At 70.5% G+C, this 14468-nt stretch carries 10 protein-coding genes; 6 read left to right on the forward strand and 4 right to left on the reverse strand.

The genetic code is table 11. From position 1 onward, the window contains the following. Positions 1-111: 111 nt before the first annotated feature. Positions 112-5988 carry an autotransporter-associated beta strand repeat-containing protein gene (locus HHL11_RS34225; RefSeq protein WP_205964814.1) on the forward strand — a complete coding sequence of 1959 codons (5877 nt, stop codon included), beginning with the start codon at positions 112-114 and terminating at the stop codon, positions 5986-5988. Between the two features lie 43 nt (positions 5989-6031). Then, positions 6032-7399: a chloride channel protein gene (locus HHL11_RS33355; RefSeq protein ID WP_240980539.1), complete on the forward strand. Its 1368-nt coding sequence runs from the start codon at positions 6032-6034 to the stop codon at positions 7397-7399. A gap of 14 nt (positions 7400-7413) precedes the next feature. Here HHL11_RS33355 and HHL11_RS33360 read toward each other — a convergent pair whose 3' ends face one another. Beyond that, entirely contained in the window at positions 7414-7572 is a 159-nt protein-coding gene (locus HHL11_RS33360; protein ID WP_169422846.1) for a hypothetical protein, read from the reverse strand. A 129-nt stretch (positions 7573-7701) separates the two neighbouring features. On the opposite strand from HHL11_RS33360, the gene HHL11_RS33365 reads away from it, so the two are divergent. The 3 genes from HHL11_RS33365 to HHL11_RS33375 all read left to right on the forward strand — a co-directional run bounded on the left by HHL11_RS33365 (position 7702) and on the right by HHL11_RS33375 (position 10407). After that, positions 7702-9012 carry a cation:proton antiporter gene (locus tag HHL11_RS33365; protein ID WP_240980540.1) on the forward strand — a complete coding sequence of 437 codons (1311 nt, stop codon included), beginning with the start codon at positions 7702-7704 and terminating at the stop codon, positions 9010-9012. Positions 9013-9144: 132 nt separating this feature from the next. Then, entirely contained in the window at positions 9145-10098 is a 954-nt protein-coding gene (locus HHL11_RS33370) for a transglutaminase-like domain-containing protein (RefSeq protein ID WP_169422949.1), read from the forward strand. A gap of 93 nt (positions 10099-10191) precedes the next feature. Continuing rightward, positions 10192-10407, forward strand: a complete 216-nt coding sequence (locus HHL11_RS33375) for a hypothetical protein (RefSeq protein ID WP_169422950.1) — start codon at positions 10192-10194, stop codon at positions 10405-10407. Positions 10408-10462: 55 nt separating this feature from the next. On the opposite strand, the gene HHL11_RS33380 is transcribed toward HHL11_RS33375, so the two are convergent. Further along, positions 10463-11617 (reverse strand): sensor histidine kinase, encoded by a 1155-nt coding sequence (locus HHL11_RS33380; RefSeq protein WP_169422951.1) that lies wholly within the window; start codon positions 11615-11617, stop codon positions 10463-10465. 190 nt (positions 11618-11807) lie between these two features. Here HHL11_RS33380 and HHL11_RS33385 point away from each other — a divergent pair, with 190 nt between their 5' ends. Beyond that, a complete protein-coding gene (locus HHL11_RS33385; RefSeq protein WP_240980541.1) occupies positions 11808-12959 on the forward strand; it encodes an extracellular catalytic domain type 1 short-chain-length polyhydroxyalkanoate depolymerase in 1152 nt (383 codons plus the stop codon). A gap of 42 nt (positions 12960-13001) precedes the next feature. Here the strand turns inward: HHL11_RS33385 and HHL11_RS33390 are convergent, their stop codons facing one another. Both HHL11_RS33390 and HHL11_RS33395 read right to left on the reverse strand, forming a co-directional pair. Then, complete coding sequence (locus HHL11_RS33390; protein ID WP_169422952.1) at positions 13002-13166, reverse strand: hypothetical protein; 165 nt, start codon at positions 13164-13166, stop codon at positions 13002-13004. 53 nt (positions 13167-13219) lie between these two features. Further along, the gene (locus HHL11_RS33395) at positions 13220-14395 is read right to left on the reverse strand and encodes a sensor histidine kinase (protein ID WP_169422953.1); all 1176 of its coding nucleotides are present in this window, start codon (positions 14393-14395) and stop codon (positions 13220-13222) included. Positions 14396-14468: the final 73 nt, after the last annotated feature.

The following is a 14468-nucleotide window of genomic DNA, read 5'->3' on the forward strand; positions in this document are numbered from 1 at the left end:
TATCCCGGCTGGCCGCGGCGCCTCAACTGTCCTCTGTTCTGGGGACATACAGCCGGCGGCGGCCTTCGTAGCATGCGCGCCGAACCCGTTGTTGGGAAAGAGGAAGAACAAGTGCAGCAGTCCGCCCCCCACCTCGTCGCGTCGCACCGGCGCAGCCCCTTGGTTCGCAATGGCGCGCGCCCGCCCCTGCGTCCCCTTGCCATCGCCTGCGTGCTGGCCTGGGCCGCGACGCCGGCGGCCTTCGCCTGCAATGCGTCGGACACCGCAACGCTGGCCGCCTGCGTGGCCAACGCGGCCAGCGACGGCACCATCAACATCACGGCGAACATCACGCTCACCGGCAACATCGGCGTGCTCTCCAGCAACGCCACCATCGTGGGCAACGGCTACACCATCGACGGCGCCGGCAGCTACCGCGGCTTCTTCGTCGGTGCGGGCAACGTGGCCATCAGCGACCTCACGCTGAGCAACCTGAGCGCCAAGGGCGGCGATGGCGGATCCAGCGAGGTCGGCGGGGGTGGTGGCCTGGGAGCAGGCGGCGCACTGTTCGTGCGCAGCGGCGCCTCCGTCACGCTGACCAACGTCGCCCTGCAAAACGACAGCGCGACAGGCGGCGCGGGCGGCAGCAACGTCGGCGGTCCGGGGTTCGGCGGCGGTGGCGGCATGGGCGGGTCCGGCGGCGGTGGCGGCTCCACCCCAGGCGCCGGCGGCGGCGGCCTGTACGCCGCGGGCGCTCCGGCCGCTGGAGGCTACGGCGGCGCTGGGGGCGGGCCTACCGGCGGCGCCGGCTCCACTGGCGCCGGCGCAGGCGCCGGGGGCGACTATTCGGGCGGTGGCGGCAGCCTTGTCGATGACGGCGGCAATGGCGGCTACGGCGGTGGCGGTGGCGGTGGCTTTGACAACGGCGGCAACGGTGGCTTCGGCGGCGGCGGCGGCGGGGCCCTCTTCGACAACGGCGGCAATGGCGGCTTTGGTGCCGGCGGCGGCGGCACCCTCTACGACTACGGCGGCAGCGGCGGCTTCGGTGGCGGCGCGGGCTCCAACGGCTTCGTCGCAGGCGGCAACACCGCAGGCGGCGGCGGCGGCGGGGCCGGCATGGGCGGCGCGATCTTCGTCGAGTCGGGCGGCAGCATCACCCTCGCGGGCAACCTGACCCTGGACGGCAGCAGCGTCACCGGCGGCGCAGGCGGCGCGGGTGCCCAGGGCGGTTCGGCCTTCGGCTCCGCCATCTTCCTGCAGGGCAGCGCCGCGTCGCTGACCTTCAGCCCCGGGAGCAACACCACGCAGGCCGTCCGCGACGTGATCGCCGACGAGGCCGGCTCGGGCGGGTCCGCGGCGAACAGCGTCGGCATCACCAAGAGCGGCGCCGGCACGCTGGTCCTCAGCGGCAACAACACCTACTCGGGCACCACCACCATCAGCGCCGGCACGCTGCAGGTCGGCGAAGGCGGCACGACCGGCTCCCTGGGAAGCGGCAACGTCGTGGACGACGGCGCGCTGGTGTTCAAGCGCTCCGACGACCTCACCGTGGCCAACGCCATCAGCGGCAGCGGCTCGTTGACCCAGGCCGGCACCGGCACGCTCACGCTCACCAACGGCAGCAACAGCTACGCGGGCGGCACGACGATCTCCAGCGGCACGCTGGCCATCACGGACGGCAACGCCCTCGGCACGGGAGCCGTGACCCTGGACGGCGGCAAGCTGCTGGCCCAGGACACGCTGACCCTCGGCAACACCGTGGTCATCGGGACGGGATCCAGCGGCACGATCGCAGCCGCGACCGGCACGACGCTGACGCTCACCGGATCGGCGGGCTGGAGCGCCAACGCGGCGCTGCACTTCGGCACCAGCACCGACACCGGAACCGTCGTTGCCGCGTTCGGCTCCCTCAGCGTCACTTTGCCGGCCGCCAGCATCGCCATCGACGGCGGCACGCTCAAGGCCGGCAACAGCATCCTCGGAAACGTGACCAACTACTCCACCGCGAACATTGCCGCCCATGCCACGCTGGACACCAACGGCTACACCTTCGGCTTCGTGGATCTGCAAGGCAGCGGCAACCTGGTCACCTCGGCCACGCCCGGCAACACCGTGAGCATCCAGGCCGGCAACTTCGCCGGCGTCATCAGCGGCAGCGACCGCGTGCAGAAGACCGGCAGCGGCACCCTGCTGCTGTCCGGCGACAACACCTACACCGGCGGCACCACCGTCAGCGGCGGCACGCTGCAGGTCGGCAACGGCGGCACCACCGGCTCGCTGGGCACCGGCAACGTCGTGAACGACGCCACCCTGGTGTTCGACCGCTCGAACGATTTCACCGTCGCCAATGCCATCAGCGGCTCCGGCAGCGTGACGAAGAATGGCGCCGGCACGCTGGCCCTCACCGGCGCGAATGGCTATCAAGGCACGACCACCATCAACGCCGGCACCCTGCAGCTCGGCGACGGCGGCACCACCGGCACGCTGGGCATCGGCAACGTGGTGGACAACAGTGCGCTCGTGTTCAAGCGCTCGGACACCACCGTGGTCGCCAACGCCATCAGCGGCGCCGGCACGCTCACGCAGGCGGGCAGCGGCACCCTGGTGCTGAGCGGCGCGAACAGCTACTCGGGCGGCACCTTCGTCGACAGCGGCACGCTCCGCGCCGGAAGTGCCGGCGCCTTGTCCGCAGGCAGCGCGATGCACGTGGCCAGCGGCGCGACGCTGGACCTCGACGGCCAAGACCAGGAGGTGGCTTCGCTCGCCGGCGCCGGCAACGTCACGCTGGGCAGCGGCACGCTCACCAGCGGCAACGACAACACCAGCACCGCCTTCAGCGGCGTGACCAGCGGCACGGGCGGCCTCACCAAGGTGGGCAGCGGCACGCTGACCCTGGCCGGCGCCAACAACTACAGCGGCGCGACCACCGTCGACGGCGGCACGCTGCGAGCGGGTGCGGCCAACACCTTCTCCGCCTCCAGCGCGGTCAGCGTGGCCAGCGGCACCACGCTGGACCTGGCCGGCTACGACCAGGCCATAGCCTCGCTGGCCGGCGCCGGCAACGTGACGCTGGGCACCGCCACGCTCACTGCGGGCGACGACAACAGCAGCACCACCTTCAGCGGCGCCATCGGCGGCACGGGCGGCTTCACCAAGAGCGGCACCGGCACCCTGACCTTGGCCGGCGCCAGCAGCTACGGCGGCGCGACCACCGTCGGCGCCGGGACGCTGCGCGCGGGAGCGGCCAACACCTGGTCCGCAGCCAGCGCGGTGAACGTGGCGAACGGCGCCACGCTGGACCTGGCCGGCTACGACCAGGCCATAGCCTCGCTGGCTGGCGCAGGCAACGTGACGCTGGGCACCGCCACGCTCACCACCGGCGGCGACAACGCCAGCACCAGCTTCGCCGGCACGATCGGCGGCACGGGCGGCCTCACGAAGAACGGCAGCGGCACCCTGATCCTCACAGGCGCCAGCGGCTACGGCATCACCAGCATCCACGCCGGCACCCTGCAGGTCGGCGCCGGCGGCACCACCGGTACGCTGGGCACGGGCAACGTCGTGGACGACGCCACGCTGGTGTTCAACCGCTCCGACGACCTCACCGTGGCCAACGGCATCAGCGGCACGGGCGCACTCCTGCAGGCCGGCAGCGGCACGCTGACGCTCACCGGCGCCAACAGCTACGGCGGCACGACCACCATCAGCGCCGGCGCGCTGCACGTGGGCAGCGGCGGCACCACCGGTTCGCTGGGCACCGGCAACGTGGTCAACGACACCGCGCTGTCCTTCAATCGCTCCGATGCGACCACGGTCGCCAATGCCATCTCTGGCAGCGGCACGGTCACGCAGGCCGGCACCGGCACGCTTACGCTCACCGGCGCCAACAGCTACGGCGGCACGACCATCATCAGCGCCGGCACGCTGCAGGTCGGCGACGGCGGCACGACGGGCTCGCTGGGCACCGGCAATGTGGTGGACAACGGCAACCTGGTCTACAAGCGCTCCGATGACATCACGACAGCCAACGCCATCAGCGGCTCGGGCACGCTCACGCAGTCCGGCAGCGGCACGCTCACCCTCGCAAGCACCAACAGCTACACGGGCGGTACCGTCATCGCCGCCGGCACGCTGGTGGTCGGCGCCGGCGGCACGCTGGGCAGCGGCGCGATCACCAACAACGGCAGCCTGGTGTTCAGCCATGCCGACACCTACAGCCTGGCCGACGGCATCACCGGCACCGGCAGCCTGACGCAGGCCGGCGGCGGCAACCTGGTGCTGGCCGGCAGCAACGATTACAGCGGCGGCACGTTCGTCAACAACGGCCTGCTGTCGGTGAACGGCTCCATCACCGGCCTGACCACGGTCCACGCCGGCGGCACGCTGGGCGGCAACGGCACCGTCGGCAGCGTCAACGTCGCCAGCGGCGGCGTGCTGGCGCCGGGCAACTCCATCGGCACGCTCACCGTCGCCGGTAACCTGGACTTCGCCGCGGGCTCCACCTACCGCGTGGAAGCCAACGCCGCCGGTGCCTCCGACCGCGTCAACACGGTGGGTGCGGGCAGCATCACCCTCCATGGCGGCACGGTGTCGGTGCTGGCAGGTGGTGCGGGCTACCAGCGCAACACGACGTACACGATCCTCAGCTCCGCCGGCACCACCACGGGCCGGTTCGACAGCGTGACGTCCAACCTGGCCTTCCTCACGCCCACGCTGGTCTACCAGGACAACGCGGTGCTGCTGAACCTGCTGTCCAGCGACGTGACCAACTACGCCAGCGTGGCGCGCACGGCCAACCAGCGGAAGGTGGCGAACTTCCTCAACGGCTTTGCCAACACGCCGGGCAATGCCACCGCCGCCGGCCTGATCCAGCGGCTCGACAACCTGTCGGCCGACGAGGCGCGTGTCGCCTTCGACAACCTGTCCGGCAGCCCGCACGCGTCGGCAAGCCAGATCGCCGGCGCGCTGGGCCGCAACTTCTCCGCCAGCCTGGCCGCGCGCAGCGGCTTCAGCGTGGCGGGCAACGGTAACGCGCTGGCGCGCTATGCCGGCGTGCGCTATGCGAGCCTGGAGCCGTCGCTGCTAGCCCCCGCCAGCCAGGTCGTGAGCGACACCCCGCTGCTGGCGCAGGCGGGCCCAGCGCGCGGCGTCGAGACGCCGCTGCCCTCGGCGCGCGAACGCGGCCTGTGGGTGCAGACGCTGGGCAGCGGCGGCCGCTCGCCCAGCGACGGCAACGGGCCGTCCTCGAACTACTCCGGCAACGGCTTCGTGCTGGGCTTCGACCAGCCGGTGGACGCGCGCTGGCTGGCCGGCGGCGCCGTGGGCTACAGCCGCACGCAATGGGACGCGAGCACGAACGGCCTGGCGCCGGCTTCGGGCACCATCGAGTCGCCGCAGGCAGGCCTGTACGCGCGCTACGCCAGCGATGCCTGGCGCCTGCGCTTCGACGGCACCTGGTCCGACTACTCCTTCTCCACCGACCGCACCGTGGCCTTCGGCGGCACCAGCGCCACGGCCAACTCCAGCCACCGCGGCCACGAGCTGGGCCTGGCCGCGCAGGCCGAGATGCCGCTGCAAGCCGGCGGCTGGGAACTGCGCCCGCTGGCCGGCGTGCGCCTGGCGCGCCTGCAGGAGGACGGCTTCACCGAAAACGGCGCGGGCGCGGCCAACCTGGCGGTCGATTCGCGCACCACGCAGAACGCCGTGGTCTCCGCCGGCATGCACTTCGTCCGCCTGTTCGAGCAGGACGCCGGCGGGCTCGAGCTGCGCGCGGTGGCTTCGCGGCTGCTGGGCGACAACGACACGCCGGTGGTCGCCACGCTGGCCGGCCAGTCCGCCCGCTTCAGCGCGGACGGCACGCCGCTGCGCCGCGACGCGCTGACCCTAGGCGCCACCGTCTCGGGCCAGTTCTCGCGCAGCATCAGCGGCTATCTCGACGCGGTGTACGAGATGCGCGGCGGCGGGCAGCAGGCGTACCAGTTCACCGCCGGGGTGCGCAAGACCTGGTGATGCGCAGGACAAGCCATCGACTACCATCGATGGTTTTGACCCAATGCATTTCCGGGCCGACATGCACCACGGCGACGAAGCTCATCACCGGCAGCCGGACGTCCTGGCCGCGATCCGCCAGGACTTCGCCAACTCCCACGAATGGTTCGCGCGCGCCATCGTGCTGGCCTTCGCCGCGCTGGCCGGCGCCAGCGTGGTCGGCTTCACCTGGCTGTGCGAGATCGCCTCGCGCCTGTTCACCACGTGGCGCGTCGACTGGCCCTGGCTCCCCTTCCTGCTGACCCCGTCGATCTGTGCGGTGCTCGTGTGGTGCACCACACGCTTCTTCCCCGGCGCGTCCGGCTCGGGCATCCCGCAGGTGATGGTGGCCTTGAACGAAACGGTGGACGCCACCCAGCGCAAGCGCTTCGTCTCGCTGCGGCTGGCGGTCGCCAAGATCGCGATGTGCACGACGGCCCTGCTGGGCGGGCTGGCGATCGGCCGCGAAGGACCATCCGTGCAGGTCGCGGCCGGCGTGATGCTGCATGCGCGGCGCTGGCTGCCGCGCAAGGCCAGCATCGGCCCGCAGGCGCTGCTGGTCGCCGGCGGCGCCGCGGGCATCGCGGCCGCCTTCAACGCGCCCCTGGCCGGCATCATGTTCGGCATCGAGGAGCTGACGCGCCGCTTCGAGGCCCGCACCAGTGGGCTGGTGATCTCGGCCATCGTGCTGGCCGGCCTGATTGCCGTGTCCGTGTTCGGCAACTCCACCTATTTCGGCGTGATCTACGTGCCGCAGCTGCAGGCGTCCTTCGCCGGCCCGGCGCTGCTGGTGGTGCTGGGCAGCGGGCTGCTGGGCGGCCTCTTCTCGCGGCTGCTGCACGCTTCGCTGGTCGGCGGCCAGGCCGACCGTTTCAGCCGCTGGCGTGCTTCGCATCCGGTGGTCTTCGCCGCCGCCTGCGGCCTGGCCATCGCCGTCGTCGGCTGGGCCAGCGGCGGCTCCACCTTCGGCAGCGGCTATTCGTCCACCCGCCACCTGCTGGAGGGGCACCCGGACATGCCGGTGCTGTACGTGACGCTGCGCCTGGTCGCCACCTGGCTCGCGCTGTGGTCTGGCGTGCCGGGCGGGCTGTTCGCGCCGTCGCTGGCCATCGGCGCGGGAATCGGGGCCGACGTGGCGCTGCTGGTCGGCTGGGACGCCCAGGCGCCGGCGCTGATCGCGCTGGGCATGGCCGGCTTCCTGGCGGCGGTGACGCAGGCGCCGATCACTGCCTTCATCATCGTGATGGAAATGGTGGACGGCCACGCCATGGTGCTGAGCCTGATGGCGGCGGCGCTGGGGGCGAGCCTGCTGGCACGTTGGCTGGCGGCGCCGCTCTATGGGGCGCTGGCGGCGGCGCAGCTGGCGAAGTTGAAGGCTTCCTCCCGGGCGTGACCAAGGGAGCCGCATCACCGGTGATGCGCGGGGGTTTGCAGCGCCAGGTCGTATTCGACCGTGATCGGCGCGTGGTCCGAAAAGCGCTCGGTCTTGTAGATGGCCTCGGTGCGGGCCAGTTCCGCCAGGCCGGGCGTGGCCAGGCGGTAGCAGGTCGCTCGGAATACCGGCATTGCTCTGGATGCTCGTTGGCGGGTGCGGTGAAGCCGCATACTACCTCCCCGAGGGAGAAGCTTTTGATCCACGCAATGAGCCCAGCAGGTTCCGCGGCGCGGCGCGGGCCGCCCGGATGAAGAGGCTGGATGAACACTCCCGACTGGCTGCTGGTGCTGGGGCTGCTGTTGCTGGCGATGGTGCTGGTCAACAGTACGTTGCACCGTCTGCCTCTCACCAGTCCCATGGTGTACCTGGCCGCCGGGTGGCTGCTGGGTCCGTCCGTCCTAGGGGCTCTGCGACCCGATCCCTTCCTGCACGCGACCATGCTCGGGAACATCGCCGAGTTGGGCCTGCTCGTCTCGCTCTTCGCCGTCGGCCTGCAACTGAGGGTCCGCCTAGGGGACAGGCGTTGGCGGCTTCCCTTCAAGCTCGCCTTCGTGTCGCTGGGCGTAATCGTCGCGCTGGTGGCGGCGGTGGGCATCTTCGCCCTCGGCCTGCCTCCGGGCCTGGCCATCGTGCTCGGCGCCATCCTGGCACCTACCGATCCCGTGCTCGCTTCCGCGTTGCAGCCGCAGGAGGGGTCGGACGAACAGCCGGTGAGCTTCACGCTCGCCGCCGAGGGCGCGCTCAACGACGGCGCATCGTACCCGTTCGTAATCCTGGGCCTGGCCCTGGCCGGCCTGATCGACCGGCCGCTGCTCGAATGGGCCTTGGTGGACTTTGCGTGGGCGACCGCGGGTGGGCTCGGGATCGGCTTCGCGCTGGGCGCGACGGTGGGCCGGTGCGTCGTGGTCCTGCGCGGCCGGTACGGCCGGGCTCTCGGCCTGGACGTGTTCCTCGGGCTCGGGCTTATCGGGACGGCCTACGGGCTGGCGCACCTGTGCGCCGCGTCCGGTTTCCTGGCGGTCTTCGCGGCCGGCCTGGCGCTGGGACGCGTGCGGGAGCGGCCGGCACCGGGCTCCGCCGACCTCGAGGCGCCCTTGACCTCTGCCGGCCATTCGTACACGACCCTGGCCCAACACTCACATCACGCCAGCGCCACGATGCGGGCCTCGGTCGAGGATTTCAACGAGCAGATGGAGAAGATCTCGGAAATGGGCCTCGTGCTTCTGGTCGGGGCGATGCTGCCCTATGCGCCGTTCACGTGGACCACATGCTGGTTCGTCCCCTTGCTGCTCCTGGTGCTGCGGCCCTTGTCGGTGCTGCCGTCCTATGTGGGGGAAGGAGCGGCCGTCCGGCAACTCGCTCTCGCCGGCTGGTTCGGCATCCGCGGCATCGGGTCGCTCTTCTACCTGTTGCTGGTGGTGCGCATGGGTGTGACCAGACCCGAGGCCGGGACACTGCTGTCGCTCACCCTCTGGACCATCGCCGCATCCATCCTGTTGCACGGGCTGAGCGCCCGCCCGCTGATGCGCTGGGCTCTCGGGGGCCCCGGCGTGCGCAGGCCCGGCGACTGAGCGCGAGCCGCCGGCCGGCAACTCATTGTGCCTAGCCACCGCTGCAGCAGCGGAAAGCGCACACTGGGGGATGGAGCGGCATCGCCCGCGCCGTCACTTCGACCTGCCCGCAGTTCAACCTGTTCACCCGCCATGATCCGTCTCCAACTGCAGGTGGACCTCGCCTACGAGATCGCCGACCCGGCCGGCACCGACTTCATCTTCAACGTCCATGCGGCCCGCACCGCGCATCAGACGGTCGAGAGTGAACAGCTGGTCCTGAGCCAGGACCTGACGCCCGACATCGCCACCGATGCCGGGACCGGAACCCGCTTCATGCGCCTGCATGCGTGGCCCGGCCCGCTGCACCTGAGCTACGCCGCCACCCTCGACATCGCGCACCATCGCGCCCAACCCGACACGCTGAACGAGGTTCCCGTGCGCTGCCTGCCGCTGGAGGTACTTCCCTACGTGTATCCCAGCCGCTATTGCCAGTCCGACCGCCTGCTGGGACTGGCATCCCGCAACTTCGGGCGGCTCTGGCAAGGCTACAGCCGCATCCTGGCGGTCCAGCACTGGGTGCAGGAGCAAGTCGCGTTCGCCTCCGAGACCAGCAACAGCAACACTTCGGCTGTCGACACGCTGGTCGAGCGGGTCGGCGTCTGCCGCGACTTCGCCCACCTGATGATCGCGATGTGCCGCGCACTGAACATCCCGGCGCGCATCGCGACCGGCACCGACTACGGCGCCGATCCGGCGCTGGGCCCGCCGGACTACCACGCCTACGTGGAGGTCTACCTCGGTGACCGCTGGTACGTGTTCGATGCCTCGGGCACGGGAATCCCGATGGGGTTCCTGCGCTTCGGCACCGGGAGGGACGCCGCGGATGTGGCGTTCGCGACGATCTTCGGTGACGTCGCCCCGGCGACGCCCGCCATCAGCGTGCACGCCCTCGAAGGTCCTGGACTGGAACTGCCCCACCATTGCCGCGAGGCGTTGTCGACGGCCGCCGCATCGCCCGGCCCGGTGTCGGGCTGTGCTTCGTTCGGCGGGCAAGCCGATGCCGCGATGGCAACGCGCCCGCTCCTCGTGCAGGCCCCGCGCTAGGAGCCGCTCCCTGTCCCACGGATCGCGTCGCCATGCGCCCACATCCGGCGCGGACGAAAGGGGGAGCATGGGAACTTGTCCAAGGAGCTCGCCATGACCAACGCCCGCCCTCTGCCTCCGCCCGCCAAGGGCAACAGGAATCCACACGAAGTCAGCGGCGACGAGTCGCGCCCCGCGCAGACGCACGACGATCTCACCCGGGGAGGCGGCCACCGCAGCGGCTCGCGCGGTGCCGGCACGCTCGAGGACGCGGCTGGTAAGCGCGCGCCACACGAAGGTCCGGAGGGGCCGGCGGCGGCTGGCCGCTGAGGGTCGGCGTCCCGGGCCTCAGCGTCATCGCGGCGGCGGGGCGCGACGCGCAAGCTCACGCGCCGCCCCCGCCTTCGCGCGAAGGTGGCGTGCGCGGCAGCCGGACGGAAAAGGTGGTGCCCTCGTCATCGGACCGCACCGTCACGGAGCCTCCGTGCGCGACGGCAATCTCCCGGGTGATGTAGAGCCCCAGGCCGAGGCCGGAGGAGCCCGCGCGGCGCTCGCGCGCGCCGCCGGCCGTCTGCCGCAGGGGAACGAACAGGTTCTGCTGGGCCTCGGCGGGAATCGGGGCACCCTTGTTGTGGACCTGCACGGTGACGGCCGTGTCAGCTCCGGTGACCGTGACGCTGACCGGTTGCGCGGCGCCGTGCTGGACGGCATTGGCAACGAGGTTCGCCAGCATCTGCCCGACGCGCGCCGCGTCCCAGTGTCCGGTGATCGTGCCTTCGCAGGCCAGGTCGATGCGGGCTTCGGGGTGGACCGTCGCCACCTCGGCGACGATCTGCCTGGCGATCTCCCCGAGGTCCGCCGGCGCGGTCATAAGGGGCAGCGTCTCCCCGAGCGCCGTCCGGGTGAATTCCAGGATGTCCCTGACCATGCCGGTCATCCGTTCGGCGGAGGTGAGGATCCGCGCCACCGACTTCGTCTGGGCGCCGTCCAGCGTATCGGTGCGAAGCAGGTAGCTGGCACTCATGTGGATCACGCCCAGCGGCGTTCGCAGGTCGTGTCCCAGCACCCCCAGCAGGAGATTCCGCGAATCGTCCACCTTGCGGGAGTACAGCGACGTCGACTCCGACAGAGCCTGGTCCATCGCTTCGCCGAAACGCGTGAGTTCATCCAGGTCTTCGGCCCGCACCGGCGGCAGCTGCCCGGCCCACCGGCGGATCACGGAAGCGCGCAACGCCCTGAATTCGGAGACCAGCTGCGGAAGCGAGAAGCCTTGCTGGAAGCGCTGGGCTGCGTGCTTCCGCGCGGTGCGCGTGATGTCGGGTGAACTGTCCGCGCTTGTCCCCGTCGACTTGTCGTGCGGCGCCCCGGCCTCCCGGGAGCTTCCGACGTCCGCGACGATCGCCAGCAGCAGGAGTTTCGCATGGTCTGCCAGCTGCTCGGGCGTCATCGCCTGCGATGCGACCTCCTTGCCGCGGGCGAACTCAACCCATTCGTCGACGATGCTCTCGATTTCATCGATCGCAACCTGAGCTAAGTTCATAGCAGCGCCTGGCCATTCTTCGGATCGACGATCCGGCCATGATTCCACAGATCACGCTCCTTGGGCTTGCTCCACCCGCCATCGGCACGACACGGCAGAGCCGGGAACAAAGTTGCTTCGCAAGGGCTTGCAACCGCCCGCGATGCGTCAATATGGTCATGACGCGGTGCAGCAAAGACCAAGGAACGTGATGTCCATCTCCCTCGATGAAATGAAGAAGGCGACCCAGCTCACCCGTGAAGGCCGGCTGCTGGAAGCCACCCGCATCCTGCGGCGGGCCCTGGAGGTGCCGGCAGAAGCGCCAGCCCAGGCCCCCACGGAAGGCGCGCGCGGGACGCGCCAGCGTGGCGAGAAGATCACGGACGTGGCGTTCCGGGAGCTGCCTGCGCAGACGCACGAGAGGCCGCGCAGCCTCGTGCCGTACCTCGACCGCGCGGGAGCCCCGCAAGGAAACTTCAGGCCGGCGACGTTCGAGGCGCACCGATTCGCCTCGAACCGTCGGACCTACGCATACCGGCTCTACCTGCCACCAAGGACAGACGACAGGCTGCTGCCGGTGATCGTCATGCTGCACGGGTGCACGCAGGACGCCGCCGATTTCGCCACGGGCACGGCGATGAACGAGCTGGCGGCACAGCGCGGATGCATCGTCGTCTACCCCGAGCAGCTGGCACGCTCGAACCGCATGCGCTGCTGGAACTGGTTCGAACCATCGCACCAGCAACTCGGGCGCGGCGAGCCGGCGATGATCGCAGGGCTCGCGGCCGACGTGGTGCAGCGATGCCAGGGCGATCCGCGGCGCGTGTATGTGGCCGGGTTGTCCGCGGGCGGCGCCATGGCGGCGCTCGTTGCGCAGCTCTATCCGGACACGTTCGCCGCAGTGGGGGTGCACTCGGGCCTGCCCGCGGGCGCCGCGAGGGACGTCCCCTCCGCCCATGCGGCGATGCGCAGGCCGGCACGCACGGCGGCGACCGGCGCCACATCGGCAGCCGTCGTCCCCACGATCGTGTTCCATGGCGGTTCGGACCGCACCGTGCATCCGGACAATGGCCGCCGGCTCATCGCCGAGGCGCTTGCGCGTGCGAGTTCCTCGGGCATCCCATTGCTGCCGCGGGAGCAGACCGTCACGGTAGCCGGCCGCACCGTGCGCCGCACCGCCTACCACGACCCGCTGGGCGTGCCTCGCATCGAGCACTGGGACCTCCCCGGCGGCTCACACGCCTGGTCGGGCGGGCGCGCGGCCGGGACGTTTACCGACCCTTCGGGCCCGAGCGCATCCGCCGCCATGATCGACTTCTTCCTCGCGCAACAGCTGCCGCCGGACGCGCCACCGCCGACCTGAGAGACGATTCGATGGCCTGCGCCTGCCCAGGAAGCTGCGAGCCTATTTCCTCGTGCCGCGGTTCCGGAACAGGGGCCGAAGCGCCACGAAGACCGCCGCGGCACCCACGGCGGCGCCGGCGCCGGGGCGCCAGAGCACGCCGAGCGCAAAAGCGATCGACGCCAGCGCGATTGCAAGGCTCAAATGCTTTTCCCAGGGGCGGTTCATGCGGGAAGGGTCTTTGCGCTCTGTCGGGCATGGACGGGCCGACCAGGAGTCTCCTAGTTCGCGTCGTCGGTCGGCTCGGACGTGCCTGCCACCGCGCCGGGGCGTGCGTGGCGGGCCAGGCGGATCGTGAACACGCAACCGCTGCCGGGCACGTTCCGCACTGTCAGGTTGCCTCCGGCGCCCTCCACGTTCGCCCGCGCGATGCACAGCCCCAGGCCCAGACCGCTCTTGTCCTGCGGCCCGCGGGAAAACGGCCGGAACATGGACTCCGAAAAGCCGGGAGCCAGACCTCCGCAGTGGTCCGCAACTTCGATCAGAACGCCGCCGTCATCGCTCGCGAACGCGTTCAGGGAGACTTCCGTCTGCGGGCGGGTGAACTTGAAGGCGTTCTGCAGCAGGTTCATCAGCGCGCCCATGAGAATCTGGCGTTCCCCCTCGACTTCGAGTCCGGGGTCGATCTCCCTCACCGTGAACGAACAGCCTCGCGCATCGGCGTCCAGCATGGCCGCACTTCCAGCATCGGCTATGAACTCCGCGACGAAGAAGACAACTGGCTCCCGCGAAAGATGCGCGTCAACGCGAACCTCGTCGAGCGCATGCTTCACGAGGGCCGCCAGCGCTTCCAGGCTGCGCTTCAACACTCCGCCCGTTGCTCCCGTGACGGGCAACTGGCCGCTTTCGAGCGCCGTGAAGGCAAGCCTGCCGCTCAGCAACGAGTTTCGAAGCTCGTGCAGAAGGAAACCGAGCCGCTCGTTCGACTCCGTTGCGGCCCGGAGGGACTGGGCAGCATCGCGCTGGGCGCTGAAGGCCGTCACGGCGTCGGCAATAGCGTTGTCCAGGCAGCGGTTGAGGGTCCGGAATTCGCCGACGCTGAAAGGCGCATCCCGCTCCACGGCAAGATCCGTGATGGCCTGGCACAGGTCTCCGTAGTCGTGGACGACCTGGTCCACCGTGTACCCGAGCTCCAGCAGTTGCCTTCCATGCAAGGCGGCAGCGGCGCCCATCTCGGAGGGATCGCTCGACCAGCCACCCGAGGCACCGGAAATCCTGAGACTCTCGGCGGGGCGGTCCGCCTTCTCTGCTTCCAGGGTCCGGATCAACTGATCCAGGAACATGGGAACACCGTTCTTCAGTTGCTCCGGAGTGGCGGCACGAAGCGGGCGCTGGGCGACCTTTGCCTTGCAGCTTTCGCAGAGTTGCTCGCGGTTGTGGATGAGGAATTCTTCCATGGTGAGTTCCACGCCCGACTGGATCCACCGGACGGCTGACGCCAGTGTGCGCCTTTTCCCACCGCTGAGCGCG

Source organism: Ramlibacter agri (assembly GCF_012927085.1).
GTDB classification, from domain to species: domain Bacteria; phylum Pseudomonadota; class Gammaproteobacteria; order Burkholderiales; family Burkholderiaceae_C; genus Ramlibacter; species Ramlibacter agri.

Excerpts from the sequence above, each read along its gene's own strand:
- HHL11_RS33355 (WP_240980539.1), top strand. The coding sequence starts at position 6,032 with ATGCATTTCCGGGCCGACATGCACCACGGCGACGAAGCTCATCACCGG.
- HHL11_RS33360 (WP_169422846.1), bottom strand. The coding sequence starts at position 7,572 with ATGCCGGTATTCCGAGCGACCTGCTACCGCCTGGCCACGCCCGGCCTG.
- HHL11_RS33365 (WP_240980540.1), top strand. The coding sequence starts at position 7,702 with ATGAACACTCCCGACTGGCTGCTGGTGCTGGGGCTGCTGTTGCTGGCG.
- HHL11_RS33370 (WP_169422949.1), top strand. The coding sequence starts at position 9,145 with ATGATCCGTCTCCAACTGCAGGTGGACCTCGCCTACGAGATCGCCGAC.
- HHL11_RS33375 (WP_169422950.1), top strand. The coding sequence starts at position 10,192 with ATGACCAACGCCCGCCCTCTGCCTCCGCCCGCCAAGGGCAACAGGAAT.
- HHL11_RS33380 (WP_169422951.1), bottom strand. The coding sequence starts at position 11,617 with ATGAACTTAGCTCAGGTTGCGATCGATGAAATCGAGAGCATCGTCGAC.
- HHL11_RS33385 (WP_240980541.1), top strand. The coding sequence starts at position 11,808 with ATGTCCATCTCCCTCGATGAAATGAAGAAGGCGACCCAGCTCACCCGT.
- HHL11_RS33390 (WP_169422952.1), bottom strand. The coding sequence starts at position 13,166 with ATGAACCGCCCCTGGGAAAAGCATTTGAGCCTTGCAATCGCGCTGGCG.
- HHL11_RS33395 (WP_169422953.1), bottom strand. The coding sequence starts at position 14,395 with ATGGAAGAATTCCTCATCCACAACCGCGAGCAACTCTGCGAAAGCTGC.